General features: G+C 68.6%; 20 protein-coding genes and 2 tRNA genes. 9 read left to right on the top strand and 13 right to left on the bottom strand.

Features of this window, described 5'->3' with window-relative positions:
• Positions 1-400 precede the first annotated feature (400 nt).
• From J5V96_RS10155 to galU, 4 genes are all read right to left on the bottom strand, one after another.
• Positions 401-473 (bottom strand) — tRNA-Ala (locus J5V96_RS10155).
• An 89-nt stretch (positions 474-562) separates the two neighbouring features.
• Complete coding sequence (locus tag J5V96_RS10150) at positions 563-1,474, bottom strand: hypothetical protein (protein ID WP_208503372.1); 912 nt, start codon at positions 1,472-1,474, stop codon at positions 563-565.
• Positions 1,475-1,541: 67 nt separating this feature from the next.
• Positions 1,542-2,171, bottom strand: a complete 630-nt coding sequence (locus J5V96_RS10145; RefSeq protein ID WP_208503370.1) for a GNAT family N-acetyltransferase — start codon at positions 2,169-2,171, stop codon at positions 1,542-1,544.
• A gap of 25 nt (positions 2,172-2,196) precedes the next feature.
• Positions 2,197-3,084, bottom strand: coding sequence for a UTP--glucose-1-phosphate uridylyltransferase GalU (gene galU / locus J5V96_RS10140; protein ID WP_208503367.1), 888 nt, complete (start codon positions 3,082-3,084; stop codon positions 2,197-2,199).
• Positions 3,085-3,170: 86 nt separating this feature from the next.
• On the opposite strand from galU, the gene J5V96_RS10135 reads away from it, so the two are divergent.
• The 3 genes from J5V96_RS10135 to mscL all read left to right on the top strand — a co-directional run bounded on the left by J5V96_RS10135 (position 3,171) and on the right by mscL (position 4,497).
• A complete protein-coding gene (locus J5V96_RS10135) occupies positions 3,171-3,764 on the top strand; it encodes a 5-formyltetrahydrofolate cyclo-ligase (RefSeq protein WP_208503365.1) in 594 nt (197 codons plus the stop codon).
• A gap of 17 nt (positions 3,765-3,781) precedes the next feature.
• Positions 3,782-3,997 (top strand): FmdB family zinc ribbon protein, encoded by a 216-nt coding sequence (locus tag J5V96_RS10130; protein WP_208503363.1) that lies wholly within the window; start codon positions 3,782-3,784, stop codon positions 3,995-3,997.
• Between the two features lie 92 nt (positions 3,998-4,089).
• Positions 4,090-4,497, top strand: coding sequence for a large conductance mechanosensitive channel protein MscL (gene mscL / locus J5V96_RS10125; RefSeq protein ID WP_208503359.1), 408 nt, complete (start codon positions 4,090-4,092; stop codon positions 4,495-4,497).
• Positions 4,498-4,612: 115 nt separating this feature from the next.
• On the opposite strand, the gene J5V96_RS10120 is transcribed toward mscL, so the two are convergent.
• Together J5V96_RS10120 and J5V96_RS10115 are read right to left on the bottom strand one after the other, a co-directional pair.
• Positions 4,613-4,840 (bottom strand): hypothetical protein, encoded by a 228-nt coding sequence (locus J5V96_RS10120; protein WP_208503358.1) that lies wholly within the window; start codon positions 4,838-4,840, stop codon positions 4,613-4,615.
• Complete coding sequence (locus J5V96_RS10115) at positions 4,837-8,502, bottom strand: AAA family ATPase (protein ID WP_208503443.1); 3,666 nt, start codon at positions 8,500-8,502, stop codon at positions 4,837-4,839. Before J5V96_RS10115 ends, J5V96_RS10120 begins: the two co-directional genes overlap by 4 nt.
• Positions 8,503-8,776: 274 nt before the next feature.
• Here J5V96_RS10115 and J5V96_RS17045 point away from each other — a divergent pair, with 274 nt between their 5' ends.
• Together J5V96_RS17045 and J5V96_RS10105 are read left to right on the top strand one after the other, a co-directional pair.
• Positions 8,777-9,328 carry a methylated-DNA--[protein]-cysteine S-methyltransferase gene (locus tag J5V96_RS17045; protein WP_307793584.1) on the top strand — a complete coding sequence of 184 codons (552 nt, stop codon included), beginning with the start codon at positions 8,777-8,779 and terminating at the stop codon, positions 9,326-9,328.
• On the top strand, positions 9,325-9,954 hold the full coding sequence (locus J5V96_RS10105; RefSeq protein ID WP_268927550.1) for a DNA-3-methyladenine glycosylase I: 630 nt from the start codon (positions 9,325-9,327) through the stop codon (positions 9,952-9,954). The genes J5V96_RS17045 and J5V96_RS10105 overlap by 4 nt, the downstream gene beginning before the upstream one ends.
• 120 nt (positions 9,955-10,074) lie before the next feature.
• Here the strand turns inward: J5V96_RS10105 and J5V96_RS10100 are convergent, their stop codons facing one another.
• Both J5V96_RS10100 and J5V96_RS10095 read right to left on the bottom strand, forming a co-directional pair.
• A complete protein-coding gene (locus tag J5V96_RS10100; RefSeq protein ID WP_208503354.1) occupies positions 10,075-11,724 on the bottom strand; it encodes a monocarboxylic acid transporter in 1,650 nt (549 codons plus the stop codon).
• Positions 11,721-12,071, bottom strand: coding sequence for a DUF485 domain-containing protein (locus tag J5V96_RS10095; RefSeq protein ID WP_307793583.1), 351 nt, complete (start codon positions 12,069-12,071; stop codon positions 11,721-11,723). Before J5V96_RS10095 ends, J5V96_RS10100 begins: the two co-directional genes overlap by 4 nt.
• 251 nt (positions 12,072-12,322) lie before the next feature.
• On the opposite strand from J5V96_RS10095, the gene J5V96_RS10090 reads away from it, so the two are divergent.
• The 3 genes from J5V96_RS10090 (at position 12,323) to J5V96_RS10080 (ending at position 13,990) form a co-directional block, all read left to right on the top strand.
• Positions 12,323-13,102: a helix-turn-helix transcriptional regulator gene (locus tag J5V96_RS10090; RefSeq protein ID WP_307793582.1), complete on the top strand. Its 780-nt coding sequence runs from the start codon at positions 12,323-12,325 to the stop codon at positions 13,100-13,102.
• A gap of 92 nt (positions 13,103-13,194) precedes the next feature.
• Positions 13,195-13,545, top strand: coding sequence for a histone-like nucleoid-structuring protein Lsr2 (locus tag J5V96_RS10085; protein ID WP_208503349.1), 351 nt, complete (start codon positions 13,195-13,197; stop codon positions 13,543-13,545).
• Positions 13,546-13,708: 163 nt separating this feature from the next.
• Positions 13,709-13,990: a Fe-S cluster assembly protein HesB gene (locus J5V96_RS10080; RefSeq protein WP_208503347.1), complete on the top strand. Its 282-nt coding sequence runs from the start codon at positions 13,709-13,711 to the stop codon at positions 13,988-13,990.
• Positions 13,991-14,145: 155 nt separating this feature from the next.
• On the opposite strand, the gene J5V96_RS10075 is transcribed toward J5V96_RS10080, so the two are convergent.
• Positions 14,146-14,508: a hypothetical protein gene (locus J5V96_RS10075; RefSeq protein ID WP_208503344.1), complete on the bottom strand. Its 363-nt coding sequence runs from the start codon at positions 14,506-14,508 to the stop codon at positions 14,146-14,148.
• Positions 14,509-14,961: 453 nt separating this feature from the next.
• Between J5V96_RS10075 and J5V96_RS10070 the strand changes: the two genes are divergently transcribed.
• On the top strand, positions 14,962-15,657 hold the full coding sequence (locus J5V96_RS10070; RefSeq protein WP_208503343.1) for an HNH endonuclease signature motif containing protein: 696 nt from the start codon (positions 14,962-14,964) through the stop codon (positions 15,655-15,657).
• 844 nt (positions 15,658-16,501) lie between these two features.
• On the opposite strand, the gene J5V96_RS10065 is transcribed toward J5V96_RS10070, so the two are convergent.
• The 4 genes from J5V96_RS10065 to paaE all read right to left on the bottom strand — a co-directional run bounded on the left by J5V96_RS10065 (position 16,502) and on the right by paaE (position 20,982).
• Complete coding sequence (locus tag J5V96_RS10065) at positions 16,502-18,115, bottom strand: ATP-dependent nuclease (RefSeq protein WP_208503341.1); 1,614 nt, start codon at positions 18,113-18,115, stop codon at positions 16,502-16,504.
• Between the two features lie 720 nt (positions 18,116-18,835).
• Positions 18,836-18,907: transfer RNA gene (locus tag J5V96_RS10060), tRNA-Arg, on the bottom strand.
• 121 nt (positions 18,908-19,028) lie between these two features.
• On the bottom strand, positions 19,029-19,799 hold the full coding sequence (locus tag J5V96_RS10055; protein WP_208503437.1) for an enoyl-CoA hydratase/isomerase family protein: 771 nt from the start codon (positions 19,797-19,799) through the stop codon (positions 19,029-19,031).
• Positions 19,800-19,806: 7 nt separating this feature from the next.
• Positions 19,807-20,982: a 1,2-phenylacetyl-CoA epoxidase subunit PaaE gene (paaE, locus tag J5V96_RS10050; RefSeq protein WP_208503338.1), complete on the bottom strand. Its 1,176-nt coding sequence runs from the start codon at positions 20,980-20,982 to the stop codon at positions 19,807-19,809.
• Positions 20,983-20,984: the final 2 nt, after the last annotated feature.

Here is a 20,984-nt window from a genome sequence, read left to right as displayed (position 1 = left end):
AATCTTGCCGAACCGATCAAAAATCGGCCGACGAGGTTATTTGGCATTTGACAAGTGCACGCTGTTGAGTTCTCAAGGATCGGATGCTCCCAGCCCTGCGACTCCCGCCGCAGCCCTCCGGGGCAACCTGCCTAGCTAATCATCCAGAACCTGGATGGAAGCTGAGTTGGTTTGTGTTGTTGTCGCTGTCCTGGGGTGGGAACCTTCCGGCTCAACCTCACCGCTTGGCGGCGACAAGGGATTACATTACGCCGATCCGGGGCACCCGGCAAACCCCACCGCACCCGGGCGTGTCGCCGCAGCCTGGGTGCGCGACGGCACAGCGTGGCGGGCTTCCGCCTCGGACGGCCGGGGAAACGAAGAAGCCCCACACCTCGCGGTGTGGGGCTTCTGTTCTCGGTGGACCCAGGGGGATTCGAACCCCCGACCTTCTCATTGCGAACGAGACGCGCTACCAACTGCGCCATGGGCCCGTGAACTCGGACTACGTTACCAGACCGCTCGGACACTCCCGCACTCGGGCCACCTCCCGGGCGCGTCGTGTGCCGGCGCCCCCGCGAGGTCAGGCGGTGGCGCGGCGCGCGAGCAGATCGCGCACGTGCGCCTCGATCTCGGCATCGTCGACGTAGCCCATCCGGGCGAACGGCGAGGCGGCGGCAGGCTCGGGACGAGCGCTGGCGATCGCCACCGGTGCCGGGCGCAGCTGCTCGGCACGAGCGCGCAGCGCCTCCTGCTCAGCCGCGCGCTGCAGCGCCTCGCGCGCCTCGACCTCGGCGCGAGCGCTCTGCGCGCGCGTTCCGGCCGTCGTGGTGAGGGGCGCCGGAAGCGATCGCGGCACCCAACCGCGATCCGCCTCGTCGAGAAGGGGGCCTGCGACGCGTGCGCGAACGGGCTGCGCGGCGTGCACGGGGGCGGCGGCGCGACGAGCCGAGCGGGCCGCCACCACCGCCATGCGCTGAAGGAGGAGCGAGCCGGCGAACGCGGCCCCCGCACCCACGGCCATCCAGAGCGGGCCGAAGCCCACGATGAACGCCCACACGCCCAGACCCGCGGTGGCGAGGCCGGCCAGCGTGAGCACGGTGGCGAAGAGGCGCACGCGGCGACGCGCCTTCGCCTGGCGCACCTCGGGCGCCAGGCGCTGCGCGATGAGCTCCGCGCGCTTCTGCTCGATCGCGACCAGATCCTGATCCGCCTGCAGTCGGTTCTCCTCGAGCGCGAGGCGGGTCTGCTCCGCCTGGAGGCGGCGCGCGAGCTTCTGCTTTGCGGCCGCCTCGCGAGCGGTGAGCTCGACGCGGACCTCCTCGGGCGTCTCGCTCGTCTCGGCGAGCACGCGAAGAGCCTGGTTCAGGCGCACGGCGTTGCGCTCCGCGGCGTTGTACTGCGCGCGGCTCTGCCACGACGGCAGCAGATACACGAGCCAGAGCACCGCCGCGACCGCGACGATGACCCCTCCCCCGAGCATCTGCCCATCCATGGGGATCACGCTAGCGGGAACCGCCAAGAAGACCGTCGGATCCTGTGGGCGTGTCACAGATGCCGGGCTATGTCGCGACGCGGTCGGCCGGGGGCACGTCCGCGGCATGCGCGGGCGCGAGGCCCGACAGCCATCGCTGCAGCACGCCGTCCGGGACGTCCTCGCGCACCAGGGCGAAGGCGTAGTGATCGCGCCAGTCGCCGTCGATGTGGATGTACCGCCGCCGCAGCCCCTCGTAGCGGAAGCCGAGCTTCTGCACCACGCGCAGGCTGGCGGCGTTCTCGGGACGGATGCAGATCTCCATGCGGTGCAGCTGGAGCTCGGAGAAGCAGACGTCGGTGGCCAGCGCCACCGCGGTGGGCGTGATGCCCTTGCCGGCGAAGCGCTCGCTCACCCAGTAGCCGATCGTGGCGGAGGACAGCGAGCCTCGGGCGACACCCCAGACGTTCAGCTGCCCGGCGACCTCGCCCTCGTACTCCATCACGAAGGGGATGCCCTGGCCGTCGCGATACTGCTGCAGGAGGCGCCGGATGCTGCCGCGCATGTCGAGCGGACCCGAGCCGCTCGGGCTCGTGGCCTCCCACGGCCGCAGCCACGACCGGTTAGACATGAGCTCGCTCTGCAGCACGCGAGCATCCCGGGGACGAACGAGCCGGATGGAGATCGGCCCGTGCTGACGCGGGGCGAGACCGTCCATCCGGCTCCTTAGGAAGTGAGGGGGTTCACAGCCCGGCGGCGAACTCCTTGAACCACGGGCGGAGCTCGGGACCGAGGTCGTCGCGATCCGCCGCGAGACGCATGATCGCCTTGATGTAGTCGACCCTATCTCCCGTGTCGTAGCGACGGCCGCGGAACACGACGCCGAACACGCCGGGGCCCTCGGAGTCGGCGGCGAACACCTGCAGAGCGTCGGTGAGCTGGATCTCGCCGCCCTTGCCCGGCTCGGTGCGCTCGAGGATCGGGAAGATCTCCGGCGACAGCACGTATCGTCCGATGACGGCGAGGTTGGACGGAGCGTCCTCCTTCGCGGGCTTCTCGACGAGCCCCTTCACCCTGACGACGCCATCGGTGTCGGTGGGCTCCACGTCGGCGCAGCCGTACATCGAGATGCTGTCGGGGTCGACCTCCATGAGGGCGATCACCATGCCGCCGCGCTTGGCCTGCTCCGTGATCATCGTGGTGAGCAGCTCGTCGCGCTCGTCGATGAGGTCGTCGCCGAGCATGACCGCGAACGGCGCGTCACCCACGTGGGACTTGGCGCGCAGCACCGCGTGCCCCAGGCCCTTGGGCTCGCCCTGGCGGACGAAGTGGATGTCGGCGAGGTCGGTGGAGGCCTGCACGCGCTCGAGACGAGCGGCGTCGCCCTTGTCGAGCAGCTTGGTCTCGAGCTCGGGAACCGCGTCGAAGTGGTTCGCCAGCGCGTTCTTGTTGCGTCCGATGATCATCAGGACGTCGCGGATGCCGGCGGCGACCGCCTCCTCGACGACGTACTGGATCGCGGGCTTGTCGACGACCGGGAGCATCTCCTTCGGTGTCGCCTTGGTCGCCGGGAGGAAACGCGTTCCCAGGCCGGCGGCGGGGATGACTGCCTTGATCTGCGGGGGATGCATTCTCCGATGCTAGTGGAACCTCCTTTCGAGCCGGGGAAGCTTGACATCCCGCGGGATCACCCCCTACCGCCGCCTAGACTCGCCCCATGAGAGACGCCCTCGACAACGCCAAGCGAGCGCTTCGCGCCGAACTGCGCGAACGCCGTCAGCTGATCTCCGAGACGCAGCGGGACTCGGCAGCGGACGGGATCCGCGTCCAGCTCGCCGCGCTGCTCGAGCAGCACGGCGTGCGGAGCGTCTCGTGCTTCCTCTCCTCTCCCACCGAACCGGGCACGAGGGCGTTCATCGCCGACGCGATCCGGCGCGGGATCCGGGTTCTGCTGCCGGTGATGCGCGAGGACGGCCTCCTCGACTGGACCGTGGCGCAGGCCGAGGGCGACGAGATCCAGACACCTCTCGGCGTGCCCGAGGCCGTGGGCGAGCTGCTGGGGCCCATCGCGGTCAACGACGTCGATCTGATGCTCGTGCCGGCTGCCGCCGTCGACGTCACCGGCATGCGGATGGGATGGGGCCGCGGGTTCTTCGACAAGACGCTCGGCTCGATGGATCGCAGGCCCCCCGTCTACGCCGTGATCTATGATTCGGAACTGGTCGCCAGCGTGCCGCGCGACGTGCACGACCAGCCGGTCAACGGCGTTGTGACCCCGACCCGCACGGTCGAGCTGCCGATCCGCCCCTGACACCCCGAAGAGGTCGTATGCCCAAGTACTCCTATGCCTGCAAGTCGTGCGGACACGCGTTCGACATCGTCCAGTCCTTCGCCGATGACGCGCTCACGGTCTGCCCCGAGTGCGGCGGCGACCTGCGCAAGCAGTTCGGGGTGGGCGGCGTGACGTTCAACGGCTCCGGGTTCTACCGCACCGACTCGCGCAGCTCGTCGGATTCCTCCGGCGTGGGTGCTGGCGCCGCCTGAGACGCTCCTGCATGATCTTCCCCGGAGCGCCTGGTCCCAGGCGCCTCATAGGGAACTGACCCGGCCGCACGGCCGGCAGGAGGGGGAAGCGCATGCTTCAGGGATTCAAGGCCTTCATCAGCCGCGGCAACGTGATCGATCTCGCCGTCGCGGTGATCATCGGCGCCGCGTTCGGTGCGATCGTCACGGCGACCGTCGACCACATCGTCAATCCGCTGCTCGGCGCGTTCGTGCCCACCGGCGATCTCAGCAGCTGGGTGCTCACGTTCCCGGGTCTCTTCGCGAAGGTGAACTTCGGCATCGGCGCGATCATCTCGGCGATCATCAACTTCCTCGCCGTCGCCGCGGTCGTGTACTTCGCGCTCGTCCTGCCGATGAACAAGCTGGCCGAGCGCCGTGCGGCCAAGCTCGGCGTGGCCGAGGACGAGCCGGCGGCCCCGACCCAGGAGGAGCTGCTCGCGGAGATCCGCGACCTCCTCGCCGCGCAGCGCGGGCTGTAAGAACGCCCCACACGCGAAGCCGCTCGAGGCGTTGCCGAGCGAGCGACGCCGTCAGACGCCCCGGACCTCACGATGAGGTCCGGGGCGTCTTGCGTACCCGGGGGCACGCAGCGGATCAGTAATGCGGCGGGACGTCAGTGCGCAGGCGCTCGTCGTTGGGGCCGCGGTCCTTCGGCGTCGCCTGCGGACGGGGGCCGCGCAGCGTGGCCTCGGCCTCGGAGTCGGTCAGCGTGCCCTCGACCGCCGTCAGCTGCGCGCGACGGGAGCCGCGCACGCGCACGACCTTCTGACGCGGCTCATCCTTCGCGCGCGGCTCATCCGGCTCATTCGGCTCGCGGGTCACAGCTTCAGCGGCTCGGTGTCGCCGTCCGCGCGCTTCGCCTCGGGAGAGATGCCGAGCACCGCGGCGATGCGACCCGCGACCGCGGCGGGGTCGCTGTACAGATCGAAGGCGTGCACCCGCACGTAGTGCCAGCCGAGACGGCGCAGCACGTGCGGACGCAGACGCAGCGACTCGCGCAGCGACTCGCCGCGCGACTCCGGGTCGGACTCGACCACCACGGCCTTGCCGTCGTGCTGGGCGACCAGCGGCAGCAGGCCGCGGTAGTCCACGTCGACCGCGACGCCCAGGCGGCGCAGCTCGCGCGCGAGGGCCAGAGTCAGCGGGTCGGCGAGATCCTCGAGACGCGCATCGCGGCCGCGTGCCGCGATCGCCCCCAGGATGCCCATCAGCGTCGCCGCACCGTGCTCGAGACGGCCGTCGTCGAACGCCGACGGGCGGATCGAGGAGACGATGATCATCGAGCGGCGTGCGCGGGTCATACCCGCGGTGAGCAGCCGGTCGCCGTCGGGCGTCGACAGGTCGCCGAAGTCGCTGAGGACACGGCCGTGCTTGGTGAGGCCGTAGCCCAGCGAGAAGATCACGCGGTCGCGGCTCTCGGCCGTGGCCTCCTCGAGCGTCAGCACCGCAAGCGGCTCGGTGGTCTCACGCGACACGAAGTCGGCGACATCCGCGCGCCCGGCGAAGGCCGCCATCACCGCGGCGCGCACACGCTCGGCATGCCGGCGGCTGGCGGTGACGACCATCAGCGACTCGGACGGGCGGTTGACCGCGTGCTCGACCACGAGGGTCACAACGCGAGCCACCTCGGCATCCGGGCTCTCGACGGATCCGGTGATCGGATCCGGGGTGCCGTTGCCGCCCTCGACGTAGTCGACCGAGAGGCTGCCGCGGCCGAGGTAGGAGCCGGCCCACGGCAGGGAGACGATCTCGCCGCCGTAGAAGGCATCGTTGACGAGTTCGGCCAGGTCCTCGCCGCCCGCGCGGTAGCTGCGGGTCAGGGTGGTGACCGGCAGCACCTCGGCGAGGCTCTCGAACAGGGACTCGGTCTCGACGGCGGCGCCCGGGAGCGGATCTCCCACGGCGGCCACGACGAACGGCGTGGGACGCTGGGTGACCGGGTCGCCGAAGGCGACCACCTGACGCGCACGCCGGATGGCGGGGGCCGCCTCGGTCGTCGAGATCGCGCCCGCGTCGGCGAGGATCACGACGTCGAAGCCGGGGTCATCCGGGATGGCGGGAACCTCGTAGGGCGAGGCGATCCACACCGGCGCGATCACACGACCGAGCGTCGGCGCAGCGGCGTACAGGCCCTCGGCCGTGATCTGCCCCTGCGTGAGGGCGCGACGGAGCGCGGCCGACTCGCTGGGCTCGTCGACGATGCCGATCCGCCACTGCGCGGCGAGCTGCCAGGCGAGCAGCGGGCCGGATGCGGCGGCGTGCGCCTCGTCGACGAGACGGAAATCGCGCTCGAGGCGATCGACCACCGACGTGTTCGCGCCGAGCAGCGAGCGATCGTTCTGCAGGAGGTGCTCCAGCACCGACTGCCACCACGCGAACTCGAGCTCCTCGCCCACGCGCGCCTCGTCGACGTGGCGGACGGACAGCTCGGTGAGCAGCGGCTCCAGTCCCAGACGCGCGAGCTCCGAGCGGAGTTCGGCGCGCTCGACGATGTTGTCGAAGACCTCGGATTCGGCAGCCAGGCCAGCGAGCGTGCGCACAAGACGCTGCACCGGCAGGGCGGCGAGGCGGGAGCCGCGGCCGAGCGCGCGATCCAGGTCGGACAGCTCCGCCTCGACGCGCTGCCACTCCACCTGCACGTCGGCGAGACCGAGCGGGATGTCGGGGATGGTGCCCACGTCGACGAGCTTCTGCCACTGGGCGCGCTGGTGCTGGATGCGCACGAGGGCCTCGTGCATATCGGCGAGGTGCACGCCCGGGCGCAGGTACTCCTTGGCGAGCTTCTTCAGGCGGCGGCGATCCGCGCTCGTCATACCCGCGTCGCGACGCGGTCCGTGGGCGCGGATGATGTCGGCGAGCGGCCGCTCGAACACCGAGGGGGCGAACCGGTCGAGCGAGTCGCGGATGCCGTGCAGCAGGCGCAGGAATTCGCCGAGCTCGTCGATCGTCGTGAAGGGGCGCATACGCGTCTGCGCGATGAGCTCGTAGCCCTTCTCGAGCAGCGCGGGCACGCTCTTCAGGTGCAGCTTGCCGGCCTGCTCGTGGGCGCGACGCGCGTCGTCCGTGGTCGAGAAGGTGACGCCGTACCAGGGCGAGTCGTCCGGGCCGACCTTGAACTCGCCGAGGCGGGCGGCGAGCGCCAGCGTCTTCCCCGCGGCGGCGCGGTCGCCCGCGAGGGCCTCGAGGGCGCGGATGCCGAGGCGCGCGGCCGTCGACGGCGGCTCGGGCAGCGAGGCGAGCTTGGTGAGGGCGCGCGTGGCATCGAGCACGGAGACGCCGAGACGGTCGTGGGTGCGGGTGAGCGCGCGACGGTAGTCGCGCAGCACCGTCCGCAGACGCACGAGCGCGTCGTCGACCTCGGCGACCTTGGGCTGCTCCGCCTTCTCGTTCCGCCCGATCGCACGGATCAGATCGCGGCGCAGGTCGGAGGGGGACACCGCCAGGCCATCGAGCCCGATGCCCGCGAGACGGTGGCGTACCCCGTCGAGCGTGGAGCGGCGGGCGCTCACGACGAGCACGCGCTTGCCGCCGCGCACGAGGGATCCGAGGGCGTTGATGACGGTCTGGGTGCCGCCCGTGCCGGGCAGGGTGTGCACAACGAGCGACTCGCCCGCGGCGATCCGGGCCAGCACGGCCTCCTGCTCGGCGTCCGCGTCGAGCAGCAGCATGTCGGCCGCGGGCGCGCGCTCATCCGGGTTCGTCACGACGGCCGGCTTGACCCGCCCGCGCAGCTCGGCGAGATCCTCGGGGTGCCCGGCCAGGGCGTTCAGGATCGGGTGATCCAGCTTCTCGAGGTCGCGCGCCATGGCGCCGCCCACGTCGGCGAAGGTGGAGACGATCAGGCGAGGACGCACCGAGAAGGTGTCGACGTGGGCGAGGGCGGCGCGCAGGTGGTCGATCACCGGCTGCGGCTTGAAGACGCCCTCCCCGTAGGCGAGCGCGGCGAGGGCCGCACCGTCGAGCTCGATGCCGAAGTGGTCGCGCGCGGCGCGCACCAGCTCGGCGTTCACGCTGAACTGGCCGTGGAGCTTGAGCTCGAAGTCGCTGTGGTGACGCCGGATCGCGAGCGGCCGCAGCAGCACCGGGGCGGCGAACTCCTCGTCGCCGACGCGCCACACGGCCATCCCGACGCCCAGGCGGACGGCGTCGATGCCGCGCACGGTGCGCAGCTCGAGGTGCTTGGCGGTGATGCGCTCGGCGGCCAGACGCGCGGTGCGCAGCGCGACCTCGTCGCGGAAGAGGTTCGACAGCAGCGTCGACTTGCCGGTGATGAACTGGGGAAGGCTCCCGGGGTGGGCCTTCGTGATGTCGATGCCCGCTTCCGCGGCCTCCGTGCCGACGGGACGCGATCCGTCGGCCGGGCGCGCGGTCTCGAACGGGAAGTGCAGCAGCGGAGACGGGCCTCCGAGATCGGCTGCGACGGCGCGTCGCCGCTCTCGTTCGGGATCCGCGACGTGCGCGACGAACACACCGCGCTCGGCCATGCCGAGGTCGGTCGGGGTCACGATGGTCGCCGTGTCATCGGCCACGATGCGATCCACCGCGGCGCTGCCTTCTGCTCGCCACACGTCTGTCAGGGTAGGCGCGGCACCCGCATATGCCGCGCGGGCGGCGCGGAGTTTCGCGGTATTGGGCCGCGCGTCGTCCCGGTGCGTGGTAATGACGGCCCTGTCGTCCACAACGGCCGATCCGGATCCGATCCGTCCCCCATCCCGAATCGCCGGGCGGCGTGTCGGAAGCACGCGACAGGATGGGGACGTGACCCTCCGCTATGACCTCGGCACGACCCCGATCGGGCTCGTGACCGCCGTGTTCTCCGACACCGGGCTGCTCGCCCTGCACGTCGCCGACGACACCGACCGCTGGGTGCTCGAGATGCTCGCGCAGGAGCACGGCGTCGTGCCCGATCACCAGCCCGGCTCGGGGGCGGCGCTGTTCACCCAGCTCGATGAGTACTTCGCGGGCTCGCGCGAGGCATTCGATGTCGAGATCGACTGGGGGCTGACGCAGGGCTTCGCGCGCGACGCCCTGCAGGAGATCCGGCGCATCCCCTACGGCGAGACCGCCGCGTACGGCGAGATCGCCGAGCGCGCGGGCCGCCCCCGGGCGCATCGCGCTGTCGGCACCGCCTGCCGCACCACGCCCTTCTCGATCGTGGTGCCCGTGCACCGGGTCATCCGCTCGGACGGATCCCTCGGCGAGTACGGCGGCCGGCCCGAGAACAAGCGCTTCCTCATCGATCTCGAGAACGGTGTCTCGCCATCGCTCTCGATACCGCCCCGCCGCTCGCCGAACGGAGACGACTTTTGACCGACATTCCCACTCTGTCCCCCTCCCCCGACCTCGTCGTCGGCGACGACGGACTCGGGCGCCCGCTCTGGGCGTCGAAGGATCCGCTGCTGCGGGCCTACTACGACACCGAGTGGGGCATGCCGATCCGCGACGAGCAGGGGCTTTTCGAGCGACTGTGCCTGGAGGGGTTCCAGTCCGGGCTCTCGTGGGCGACCATCCTGCGCAAGCGGCCCGCATTCCGCGCGGCCTTCGCCGGCTTCGATCCGGATCTCGTCGCAGCGTTCGACGACAGTGACGTCGAGCGGCTGATGGCCGACGCGGGCATCGTGCGCAACCGCGCGAAGATCCTCGCCGCGATCGGCAACGCCCGAGCCACCGTGGCGCTGCGCGGCACGGTCGGCGAGGGCGGAGGCCTGGCCGAGCTCGTGTGGAGCTTCCGCCCCGCGCAGCCGCTGGCCCCGCGCACGCACGCCGACATTCCCACGAGCTCACCCGAGTCGGTCGCGCTCTCGAAGGAGCTGAAGCGGCGCGGTTTCCGGTTCGTCGGGCCGACCACGATGTTCGCGCTGATGGAGGCCGTCGGCATCGTCGACACCCATCTCGTCGGGAGCCACCGACGCGGCACCAGCGGCGTCTGGTCTTGAACCCGTCGCGGCGCGACCGCGGCGGAACGTGCGAGCGCCGGCCGGGAGGCGTGTAGGCCGCCCCCGACCGGCGCTCGGCTCGGGTCTCATCCGTGAGAGATGAGCACCGCGCTCATCACCTCAGTGGTTCACCGCCTTCTCGGCGCCGTAGCCCGTGAGCGAGCGCACCTCCATCTCGGCGGCCTTCTTCGGATCCTCCGAGCCCTTCTTGGAGGTGATCGATCCGATCCAGCCGAGCAGGAAGCCGATCGGGATCGAGATGATGCCCGGGTTGCTCAGCGGGAAGATCGCCGTGCCCTCGCCGGTCTTCAGCACGCTGGTCGGCCCGCCGAAGAAGACGGGCGACAGCACGATCAGCACGATCGCGGCGATCAGGCCGCCGTACATGCTCCACACGGCGCCGCGGGTGGTGAAGCCGCGCCAGAAGAGCGAGTACAGGATCGTGGGCAGGTTCGCGGATGCCGCGATGGCGAAGGCCAGCGCCACGAGGAACGCCACGTTCTGCCCCATCACGGCGATGCCGCCGATGATGGCGAGTGCGCCGATCACGAGGATCGTGATGTTGGCGACCTTGCGCTCCTGCTTCTCGGTGGCGGCCCCGCGCTTGACCACGCCGTTGTAGATGTCGTGCGAGAAGGAGGCGGCGGCGGTGATCGTGAGGCCCGCGACCACCGCGAGGATCGTCGCGAAGGCCACCGCCGAGATGATGCCCATCAGCACCGGACCGCCGAGCGCCTGCGCCAGCAGCGGGGCTGCCGAGTTCACGCCGCCGGGCGACGAGAGGATCGTGCCGGCGCCGACGAGCGACGCGGCGCCGAAGCCGAGCACCAGGGTGAGCAGGTAGAACCCGCCGATGAGCATGATCGCCCACACCACCGACTTGCGGGCCTCCTTGGCGGTGGGGACCGTGTAGAAGCGCATCAGCACGTGCGGCAGACCCGCGGTGCCGAGCACCAGCGCAAGACCCAGCGAGAGGAAGTCGAGCGGGTTCTTGTACTGCAGACCCGGGCCGAGCACCGACTCGCCGTTCTTGATCGCCTCGCCCAGGGCCGCCTGCGCCTCGGGGTAGGTCTGCGTCTGCGAGGCCTCGACGGCCGCGTTGAACAGATCGAAGCCCTGGATCGCGAGCACCCAGATGGTCATGATCACCGCGCCGCCGATGAGCAGGAACGCCTTGATGATCTGCACCCAGGTGGTGCCCTTCATGCCGCCGATCAGCACGTAGCCGACCATCAGCACACCGACGACGGTGACCACGGCCGCAGTGCCGACCTGGTCCGTGACGCCGAGCAGCAGGGCGACAAGACCACCGGCGCCCGCCATCTGCGCCAGCAGATAGAAGAAGCACACGACCAGGGTCGAGATCGCCGCCGCCATGCGCACGGGACGCTGCTTCAGGCGGAAGGACAGCACATCGGCCATCGTGAACTTGCCCGTGTTGCGCATGAGCTCGGCGACGAGCAGCAGCGCGACCAGCCAGGCCACGAGGAATCCGATCGAATAGAGGAAGCCGTCGTAGCCGTAGACCGCGATGGCGCCGCAGATTCCGAGGAACGAGGCGGCCGAGAGGTAATCGCCGGCGATGGCGAAGCCATTCTGCGTGCCGGAGAACGAGCGCCCGCCGGCGTAGAAGTCGGCGGCCGTCTTGTTGTTCCGCGACGCGCGAATGACGATGAAGATCGTCACCGCGACGAAGACGCCGAAGATCGTGATGTTGAGAACGGGATCGTTCTGGGATGTGGCCGGAGCGGCCGCGGCGAAGACGTTCATTCGCCCGCCTCCTGCTTCTCGAGATCCTCACGGATCGCTGCGGACTTCGGGTCGAGTTTGGCGTTCGCGAATCGCACGTACCAGAGCGTGATGATCAGCGTGGTGACGAACTGTCCGAGGCCGATCAGCAGGCCGACGTTGATGTCGCCGAACACCGGCGTCGCCATGAAGTCCTTCGCCCATCCCGCGAGCAGGACGTAGACGAAGTACCAGATCAGGAAGAACGCCGAGAGTGGAAAGACGAACGAACGGTGCGTGCGCTTGAGTTCACGGAATCGCGGCGAGTTCTCCTCCGCGATGTAATCGATGCTCCCCTTCGCGGGAGCACCGGCAGGCGTGTCTGTCACGAGGCCTCCTTGCCACATGTCATGAACCGCGGCGCCTCATCACGCCGTGGTGTGACCACCTGTGCGCAGGGCACACACCCGGTGGTACCGTCGTACGCTACGAAGGACGGCGACGAGGCCGTCACCCCCGAAAGTAGGTACCCCTGTTGAGTCCCCAACAGGCGCTTCCGAGCCCAGGAGAAGACCGCGCCGACGAACGTCGGCTCGTCGCCGATGCGACCCGCGAACTCGCACGCCGCACGCGATTCCCGGTGGCATTCGGTGGACTCATCGAGAACGGTGTGGCGCGGATGACCGCGTTCCACGGCACGCACACCGACTCCCTCAGCGGGCTCAGCGTGCGCGCCGAGCGAGGGCTGGGCGGGCGGGCGATGGTCGAGCTGCGCCCCCGCATGACGGGCGACTACCGCACGGCGCGTCAGATCACGCACGACTACGACGTCTACATCCTCGGCGAGGGCATCGGCACGCTTCTCGCAGCGCCGGTCATCGTCGACGGAAAGGCGCGCGGGGTGCTCTACGGCGGTGCGTGGGGCCACTGGGGTATCGGGGGCGTCGCCGCGACGCCGGCCGTGCAGGTGGCCGACGAGCTCGCGCGCGCGCTCGCGCGCCGCGACGAGATGCGCCGGGAGCTCGCCGACACAAGCGCGCCGGCCGCACCCGACACGCTCTCGGCCGTGCAGCGCGAGGAGCTTCGAGAGAGCTACGCCGAACTGCGCTCGATCGCCAACGTGATCGACGACGCGGCGATCCGGGCCCGACTGGCCGAAGTGGAACGGCGTATCGCCGCGATCTCCGGAATCGCGGAAGCGGCGCGCACCGAGCCCATTCCGCAGGTGCGCCTCTCGCCGCGAGAAATCGATGTGCTCGCACGCGCGGCTCTGGGCGAGACCAATGCGCGAATCGGCGAGCTTCTGGGCCTACGCGAGGCGACGGTCAAGGCCTATCTGAGCTCGGCCATGTCGAAACTCGACGCCTCGACCCGCCATGCCGCCGTGGCGCAGGCCCGCAAATGGGGCCTGCTCCCGTAGCACACATCCCGAGCAATGCCGGTTATCCCTGATTCTGCGAAACGGGGACTTCTGTCCTGCAATTGGACGCCTTTTCGGGTTATCATCCCCTCATGGCCCGAAAGATCGTTCACCAGCTCGTCGATGACCTCGACGGCACCGTCCTCGAGCCCGGCGAGGGCGAGACCGTTCTCTTCTCCCTCGACGGAAAGAGCTACGAAATCGACCTCACCGCGGAGAACGCGCAGGCTCTGCGCGACAGCTTCACCAAGTACATCGATGCCGCGCGCCGTATGACGTCGGGGGCTTCCTCTTCTTCGTCATCGTCGGCCCGCGGACGCCGCCGCACGGGGCAGACCGATTACGGCCCCGTTCGTGAGTGGGCGAAGCAGAACGGCTACACCGTTTCGGCCCGCGGACGCGTTCCCGCGACCGTTATCGAGGCATACGAAGCCGCTCACTGATCACTGCAGCAGATTACGCGAAACGCCCTTCCGGATATCCGGAAGGGCGTTTCCATTGCATCTGCATGGATTTCCGTGTGCATCCGCTGGGCATCCGGCTCAGGCCTTGCGATCGCCGTCGATTCTCGGAAGCGTGGCTGGCCCCGAGGGAAAGGAGAGCAAGATGCTCACGCTCACCGAGAACGCCGCCGACGCGGTTCGCACGATCGTGTCCCAGACCCCCGACGCCCAGACCGCGGGTCTTCGCATCCAGGGCACCAGCTCGTCGCCGGATGGCTACGCGCTGACGCTCGCCCCGTCACCCACCCCGGGTGACGCCGTCGTCGAAACCGGCGATGCACGCGTCTTCCTCGAGCAGGACGCGGCCGACGAACTCGACGACAAGGTGCTCGACGCACAGGTCACCGACGAGGGTGTCCGCTTCGCCCTCGCCGTGCAGCAGTAGCCACTCGCACGTTGGACGGGCGCCGATTCCTGCGGGGGTCGGCGCCCGTTCGTGTGTGTCGCGGGAGTGGTTCGTGCCGCCCGAAGAACCGGTCCACGCATCCGCCTCGGGGGCAACGGCGTGCTAGCTCGTGGACAGCCCTGTCGAGCGCGTCGCTACAGCGAGATCCAGCAGTAAAGCTGGGCGCCAGTGTCGCGAACACTGAGGGCCAACTCCCGCAGCCCAAGCAGCATCGGCATCAGGTCGTCGGCACTTGCGGCACCCCAGAATTCCTCCGTCTTCGACCATGGCTCGGCAATTGACCGGAGCTCGCCCTCCGAGGCGTCAGCGATCGCGCTAGTGAACGAAGCTGGCATGGAAACGACCCATGCCTCCTGACTCTCCGGCGAGCTGACGAGGCGTGACCACGCCGGATCAGCGACGATCTCGTCGTACTCGCGTCCGTCTACGAGCGACAACAGCGTCGCCCCCTGAACGGGTGGGGTCGACACCGGCGACGACCGGATACTGACCAGCACCGGGCCCGCCACCCGTCTCGACGAATCGAGCTGCTTCCGCGTCGGTCGTCGCGGCGAAGTAGGTGTAGATGTTGCTCACCTCGTGATCATAACGACCGCCTCAGGAGCAAAATCCCGCTGCGGGTGGCGCCCCACGAGCGGGACCGAAAGCTGTGTAGGCGCGAGCGATACCGTCGCTCATGAACCCGCCACGGTTGTCAGGATCGGACCACAACGAGGGAGCTTTGGCGCAACCACGGCTCTCTGCTGTTCCTCGGTCGCACATCGTCGGACAACTGGGATGATCGCGCTGGTTCTGCTGCAGATCTCCCGATCTGAGTCGGCATTCTTCCGCTGGCGATCGGATTCTCGTCTCGGATGGGACGTCATCGCCTGTCGCACGCGCGTCGGCACTCGACGCCACTGATCCCGCGAATGTGCACCGCCTCTGCGGCATACAGGGGACGATTAGGTATGAGCACCGACCGTAGAGTTCAACGCGCCGACGAGCGTGAACCACTCGCGGGGCCCGACCGCGCAGGTGGCTTCCCGCAGATGGAGAAACGTCCGCCTGGCGTGAGCACCCCATCGGCCTCCACTCAAGCGAAGGCGTTCCGCTTTGCGATGCCCAAGCCAGTCCGGATCACCGGCCGTTCCTCCAGCATCACGAACTCGTTCGTCAATGGGATCGTTCCAGTCGTCAGGCCAACCGAGGCTCAGATCGATGAGGCGCTAGAGATCCTCGGTATGACTGAAGTCGTGGTCTGCTCCTATTGCGGAGACACGGCATCCGAGTGGGACCATTTGCGACCCCTGGTCGTGGGCCAGCAACCGACGGGCTACATTCACGAGATCCACAACCTGGTGCCGGCGTGCGGAAAGTGCAATCAGAGCAAGGGAAACAGAGCCTGGCGAGAGTGGATGTTCGGCAAGGCGCGTCACGCCCCCGCCACCCGCGGTGTGGTAGATCTCAATGCGCGTGCCGAGCGCCTCGAGCAGTACGAGCAGTGGGGCGATGCAACCCGTGTCGACTTTCGTGCAGTCGTCGGCGAGGAGTTGTGGTCAGCGCACTGGCGCAACCACGCCGCAATTCTCTCCCTCATGCGCGAGGCCGAGAAGACAGTCGAGCTGATCCGCGCGAAGGTGGCCGCGGCGAGCGACGAGAAGTGAGCCGTTGGCAACCTGTCAAGCGTGTCCGTGGCCCGGCGAAGCCATCGTCGCCGTCCTCCCAATCCCGGCTATGTGCTTCTACGGCGCACTACCGCGATGACAAGGTGTCGGTTGGTCCGCCGCACATGCCGATAAGCACCGGTCGCAAAGCAACGTTTGAACAGGATGCCGCGGACACGACATGCGCGCCCCGATGCGCGCCCGCCTCCCGTTCACGCACCGAACGGCTGCGACCAGTTGGTGGAGAAACCCCCACGGAGCAGTCGGGGTTGAGCACTTGCTCAGGGCATTCGGCTTCGTATTTCAACGTGTTCAAATAGCTGCCGGCGGCACGTCGGCGGTATCGCGCGATCGAACGGCGTTCCCACCGCGTCTCTCACCGACGGATCGACGGCTCTTCGTGCTGGGACCACCCATAGTGGGGCACGGTGTTGTGGTGGGACCCGCCAGGGCTGTAGGGGTCCCCCGCCTGCGCGCTCCGCGGCTCCCGGGAGGCGGACCCCTCGGGGCAGGCCGGAGTCACTCGCGACTCATCAGGCGGGTCGCAGTGCTCTGGCTGATCTGGAGACCGTCGGCGACGAGCTTGAGCGGCGGATAGCCCATCGCCGTTGCGACGCGATAGACAGCGCAGTGCGGCTGCAGTGGGTTGCAGCACGGTCGTGCTGGGGACGGTTTCGGCCGCAATAATCATCTGGACGACGGTACGCACGGTGAATATATGGGGACTATGACGGGAGGATACCGGCACTACAGCTTTCGGCGACGCTTGAGCGCCAGCGATCGGACAGATCGGGCGACTCGCCGCAGGATGCGTAGCAGCGGCGCCACAGGACGCGTGGGGGCGTCAGCTTTCGAGCAGTGGCTCCACGAATCTCGCGACGTGCTCAGATTTGTGAATCCCGCCCTCGATCGCCGTGCTCACCCAGGCAGCGCCGTGTAGAGATTGACTGCGGTCGAACCCTTCCATCTCGCCAACGGGCACGACATACACACCGACTGCGGCGAGCGCTGCGAGTAGACGTTGCGCCGCAGCATTCGGTTCTCCCGGAGGCACAGCCACCAAGCCTTGGTTTTTCACCCGTTCCCAGATCGATCCCTGCTGGATAGGGCGGACCATCGTTACGTAATCGTTCGCCATGTCAGTGGACCATGATCCCGCGACGCTTTCGACAATCGCTCTGAGCTGGTCCCTGTTACGGAAAACGTCGAAATCGACAATCGCCCGAGATCGTACCCGCAGGCGTCCGAGCGCATTCGCGATCGCTGCGACCCGTTGTTTCCCTCCGCCCGGCACGAACAGGACGTCGTCCGCAATCGCGCGACGGTCGCTCGCGAGCGCAACTTCATCGAGCGCTGCGCCGAAGAATCGACAGTCGCCGTCGGACTCACACACCACGACCTGTCGATGGAACAGCCCTTGAAGCACGTTGGAATAGCGGAGCACGGGATCCGCCCACACCTGCTGAATCTCTTCCGGTGGAAGCTGGGCCAACCTGTTCTTGTCTCCGTGGCGTGTGATCCTCACGACGTTAACTGGTGCGTCTGCCTCAAGTAGTCCGAGCAGGAAGTCTCGATCGTGCGTGGCGATGATCACCTGAAGCTCTCGGCCTCGTGCCGCACCGCCCAGCCAGCGACCGAGCGCCCGCGCCTGTCCGGGATGCAGGAACGCTTCAGGTTCGTCAATCAGCAGAACCCCCGGCGGGCGTGCCATCACCAGCAAGGCCAAACCCACGAAACTACGCATGCCGTCGCCCTGCTCGTCCAAAGTAGGGAGAGCAAGTACGGCGTCCGCGTACTCCCGGGTTGGGTGGTTCAAGAGCGGAACTGGCACCCCCACGTCGCCGACGCGGAGGCGGAACTCAGCGTTAGCGCGGTCCAGCATAAGCCCTTCGCCGAAGGTGGAGCGCGACAGTGTGTCGAGTTCCGCTTCGAGGTCGCCGTCGCGATAGAGATGCCCTAGAGGATTCATACCTCCGCGGCGGGTTGGACCGACCGGGGCGGACCCCGCGGCGTGTGTAGCCAGGGCGCCCGCCGACGTGAGATGAAGGAAGAACGATGATGCGGTCCCTAGGAACGGGAAGCGTCTATACGAATAAGGGGTTTGGTCAAGATAGACCTTGAAATCCCGCATGGTCAGCTTGGAGTCGCCCGTAGTGGGAGACCACTGCGGAACTCCGTTCTGGCCAGTACTCCGCACTGCGTTGGCATCTAGCCATTCCTCCAGTTCCGCCGCCGGCTCGGCCACCGGCGTGGTCGCTCCAATCTGCGCGAGTGTGACCGGCTGTGCCTGACTATCTCTTAGAACGAGCTCGATATCCCGCAGGAGTCGAGACTTGCCCGCATTATTGCTGCCGACGATGGCCGTGACCGCTGCCCGAGGCAGGCTGACGGTATCCCCGGCGTTCGAGGTAAGGCTGTTGATCGCGAATAGCGGCGGAGAGAGAGACTGCTGCACCATGCCACTGACACTATCGCCATGCGGTTCATTAGAGACAGTTGGCCAGACTCGGTGGGTGGGCGCAGCACGGTGCACTCGCCGACCAGATAGCGCGCCCAACAGACCGTCATAGTTCGGCTTTACGTCAATCAAGTTTCCACACCGCCGCACGTCCGGCCGGGGGAGAATGGCCGCCCCGCGGTCAGGGACATGTCGTGTCGAGAAGGGCGCCGTGATTACTCCGCCGATAGGCTCTCCAGATCTGGACGGTGCGGGGTACGTGTTGCTGGATGTAATGGGGCTCGTTGTTGAGAGGCTGTCCCTGTGCGCGTCTTTGGCGATCGAGGGAGTGCACCGCGCAAAATCGAAGGAGAATCAGCGCCTGGTCTCCGCCCTACAAAACTTCGATTCGCGGGCTCTACGAACTCAGCTCGGTTCGGCTGAGCTAGCGGGACACATGCGTGGGGGCGTAACTGCTCGCGCGGTGAAGAAGGCTCTGGATGCACGGGAAACACGTGCGGTCATTGGCGAAGTCCTAATCGCCACGCTGGTGAGCGAAGACGACGCGCGCAACCGCTCCATACCCGTTGGAGCGACATATCTCCTCCTCGCTTGTCGCTAGCGCTCGAGACGAGGATGCTGACTACTTCGCTGCCAAACTGGTGCTTTCCATCGCTAGCGCCAGCAGGCGCGCAGTCGAGCTTGTTCGCGAGGCGGATCCAACTTGTCTAGCGGAGTCGGTGCCCCTGGAGGGACTCGAACCCCCAACCGTTTCCTTAGGACGGAACTGCTCTTCCATTGAGCTACAGAGGCTGGCCGCTCCAGTCTATCCGGCCGCGATCCCGCTTCGTTGACCCACCCGCCCTGCGCCCTGCTCCCCCGCAGCCGCAGCCGCCCGCCGCCGCACTCCCCCGCGGGCGGCCGCTACCGCCACTCACCGCCCGCGAAACACCGGACGCCGCTTCTGCTGGAAGGCCGCGAAGCCCTCACGGTAGTCGTCGGTGTCGCAGAGCGCGGCCTGCGCGCGGTTCTCCTGCGCGAGCGAGTCCCACAGGCCCGCGCGGTCTCCGCGCAGCTGCTCGATGAGGCTCTTGCTCGCCACAAACGCCGCCGTCGCCCCGCGGGAGGCGGTCTGCGCCGCGCTCCGGGTCTGCTCCAGCAGATCGGCCGCCGGCAGAGCGCGCGAGAACAGACCGGCGGCCACCGCCTCGGCGCCCGTGAGCATGCGGCCGGTGTAGATCATGTCGAGCGTGCGGTGGGCGCCCAGCCGCTCGTAGAGAAGGGCGTGGCCGCCCGAATCGAGCGTGGCTCCGAGCGCGCCGAAGGGCGAGCCGATCTTGGCATCCTCGGCGACGTAGACCACGTCGGTCGCGATGAGCAGGCCGAGGCCGACGCCGAGCGCCGCCCCCTGCGCCGCCGCGAAGGTCGGGGCGGGGAACGCCGCCATCCGCTTCATCAGCGGGGTGACCAGTCCGTCGAGGTATCCGAGCACGTCGTCCTCGCGCGGGTCGACGCCCGAGATGTCGCGCCCCGCGCAGAAGCCGCGACCCTCGCCGCTCAGCACAAGAGCGCGCACCCCGGCGGCTTCGGCTTGCTGATACGCGGCGTCGAGGTCGCGAAGGGCCTGCTCGTCGAGCACGTTGAGCTTCGCGGGGTTGGCGAGGGTGACGTGCGCGACGCCATCCTCGATGCGCAGATCGATCATGCTCACCTCAGTTGTCGTAGTCGACCGCGACGCGGTCGGAGGTCGGGTGCGACTGGCACGTCAGCACATAGCCGCGGTCGATCTCGTCGGGCTCGAGCGCGTAGTTCTCGGCCATGTTGACGGATCCGCTGATCACACGCGCGCGGCAGGTGCCGCAGACCCCGCCCGCACACGCGTAGGGCACGTCGGGACGCACGCGGAGCGCCGCATCCAGGATCGACTCGTTCGCCGAGAGCGGCGTCTGCACGGAGGCCGACTGCCCGTCGAGGGTGAAGTCGATCGTGCGCATCGGCTCGTCCTCGCGCGCGACCACCGGACGCCTCGGACCGGATCGATCCTCCTCGCCGGTCGTGAACAGCTCGTAGCGCACGTGCTCGGGAGAGACGCCGAAGCCGGCGAGGGTGTCACGGCACAGCTGCACAAGCTCGAGCGGTCCGCAGAGGAACCACTCGTCGACGGTCGCGGGCTGCACAAGGCCGTCGAAGATGCGGGTGAGCCGCTCCTCGTCGAGGCGCCCCGAGAGGAGCGGGGCCGCGCGCTGCTCGCGCGACAGCACGTGGTGCAGCACGAGGCGCGTCGGGTACTTGTCCTTGAGGTCGGCCAGCTCCTCGAGGAACATCACATCGAGCGTCGAGCGGTTCGTGTAGATGAGCGTGAACTGCGAATCCGCGGACTGCTCGAGCACCGTGCTCGCGAGCGCCATGAGCGGGGTGATCCCCGATCCCGCGGCGATGCCCGCGATGTGCACGCCGGCGAGATCGCCGAGCGTCGAGGTGAAGGTGCCCTGCGGGCTCATCACGTCGATCTCATCGCCGGCCTTCAGCTCGGTCTGCGCCCACGTCGAGAATCGGCCGCCGAAGTCGCGCTTGATCGCGACGCTCACGGATCCCGGCTGCGGCGGGCGGCAGAGGGAGTACGAGCGGCGCAGCTCCTCCCCCTCGATCTGCGCGCGCAGCGCGACGTACTGGCCGGGCAGGTAGTGGAACTCGTCCGCGAGCCCGTCGGGCACCGCGAAGGTGACCTCGACGGCGTCGGCCGTGAGGGGCCGCACCTCGCTCACCGTGAGGGTGTGGAACCGCGCTCGGCGGCGCTCTGTCTGCCGCACGGAGGGACCGCCCACCGCGTTGCGCAGGAACGCATCCGCGATGTCGCGTGTCTCGCTGGTCGTCGACGTCTCTGTCATCG

Origin of the sequence: Microbacterium stercoris (assembly GCF_017592545.1) — a bacterium.
In the GTDB taxonomy this organism is placed as follows: Bacteria; Actinomycetota; Actinomycetes; order Actinomycetales; family Microbacteriaceae; genus Microbacterium; species Microbacterium stercoris.
The sequence above is the reverse complement of the archived record's forward strand: the minus strand, read 5'-3'. Positions and strand labels throughout refer to the sequence as shown.

What these genes read in the sequence shown, in the direction of transcription:
- J5V96_RS10065 (WP_208503341.1), bottom strand. Translation starts at nt 18,115, where the DNA reads ATGGTGCAGCAGTCTCTCTCTCCGCCGCTATTCGCGATCAACAGCCTT.
- J5V96_RS10070 (WP_208503343.1), top strand. Translation starts at nt 14,962, where the DNA reads ATGAGCACCGACCGTAGAGTTCAACGCGCCGACGAGCGTGAACCACTC.
- galU (WP_208503367.1), bottom strand. Translation starts at nt 3,084, where the DNA reads ATGCATCCCCCGCAGATCAAGGCAGTCATCCCCGCCGCCGGCCTGGGA.
- J5V96_RS10150 (WP_208503372.1), bottom strand. Translation starts at nt 1,474, where the DNA reads ATGGATGGGCAGATGCTCGGGGGAGGGGTCATCGTCGCGGTCGCGGCG.
- J5V96_RS10130 (WP_208503363.1), top strand. Translation starts at nt 3,782, where the DNA reads ATGCCCAAGTACTCCTATGCCTGCAAGTCGTGCGGACACGCGTTCGAC.
- J5V96_RS10145 (WP_208503370.1), bottom strand. Translation starts at nt 2,171, where the DNA reads ATGGACGGTCTCGCCCCGCGTCAGCACGGGCCGATCTCCATCCGGCTC.
- mscL (WP_208503359.1), top strand. Translation starts at nt 4,090, where the DNA reads ATGCTTCAGGGATTCAAGGCCTTCATCAGCCGCGGCAACGTGATCGAT.
- J5V96_RS10085 (WP_208503349.1), top strand. Translation starts at nt 13,195, where the DNA reads ATGGCCCGAAAGATCGTTCACCAGCTCGTCGATGACCTCGACGGCACC.
- J5V96_RS10135 (WP_208503365.1), top strand. Translation starts at nt 3,171, where the DNA reads ATGAGAGACGCCCTCGACAACGCCAAGCGAGCGCTTCGCGCCGAACTG.
- J5V96_RS10100 (WP_208503354.1), bottom strand. Translation starts at nt 11,724, where the DNA reads ATGAACGTCTTCGCCGCGGCCGCTCCGGCCACATCCCAGAACGATCCC.
- paaE (WP_208503338.1), bottom strand. Translation starts at nt 20,982, where the DNA reads ATGACAGAGACGTCGACGACCAGCGAGACACGCGACATCGCGGATGCG.
- J5V96_RS10115 (WP_208503443.1), bottom strand. Translation starts at nt 8,502, where the DNA reads ATGGCCGAGCGCGGTGTGTTCGTCGCGCACGTCGCGGATCCCGAACGA.
- J5V96_RS10080 (WP_208503347.1), top strand. Translation starts at nt 13,709, where the DNA reads ATGCTCACGCTCACCGAGAACGCCGCCGACGCGGTTCGCACGATCGTG.
- J5V96_RS10055 (WP_208503437.1), bottom strand. Translation starts at nt 19,799, where the DNA reads ATGATCGATCTGCGCATCGAGGATGGCGTCGCGCACGTCACCCTCGCC.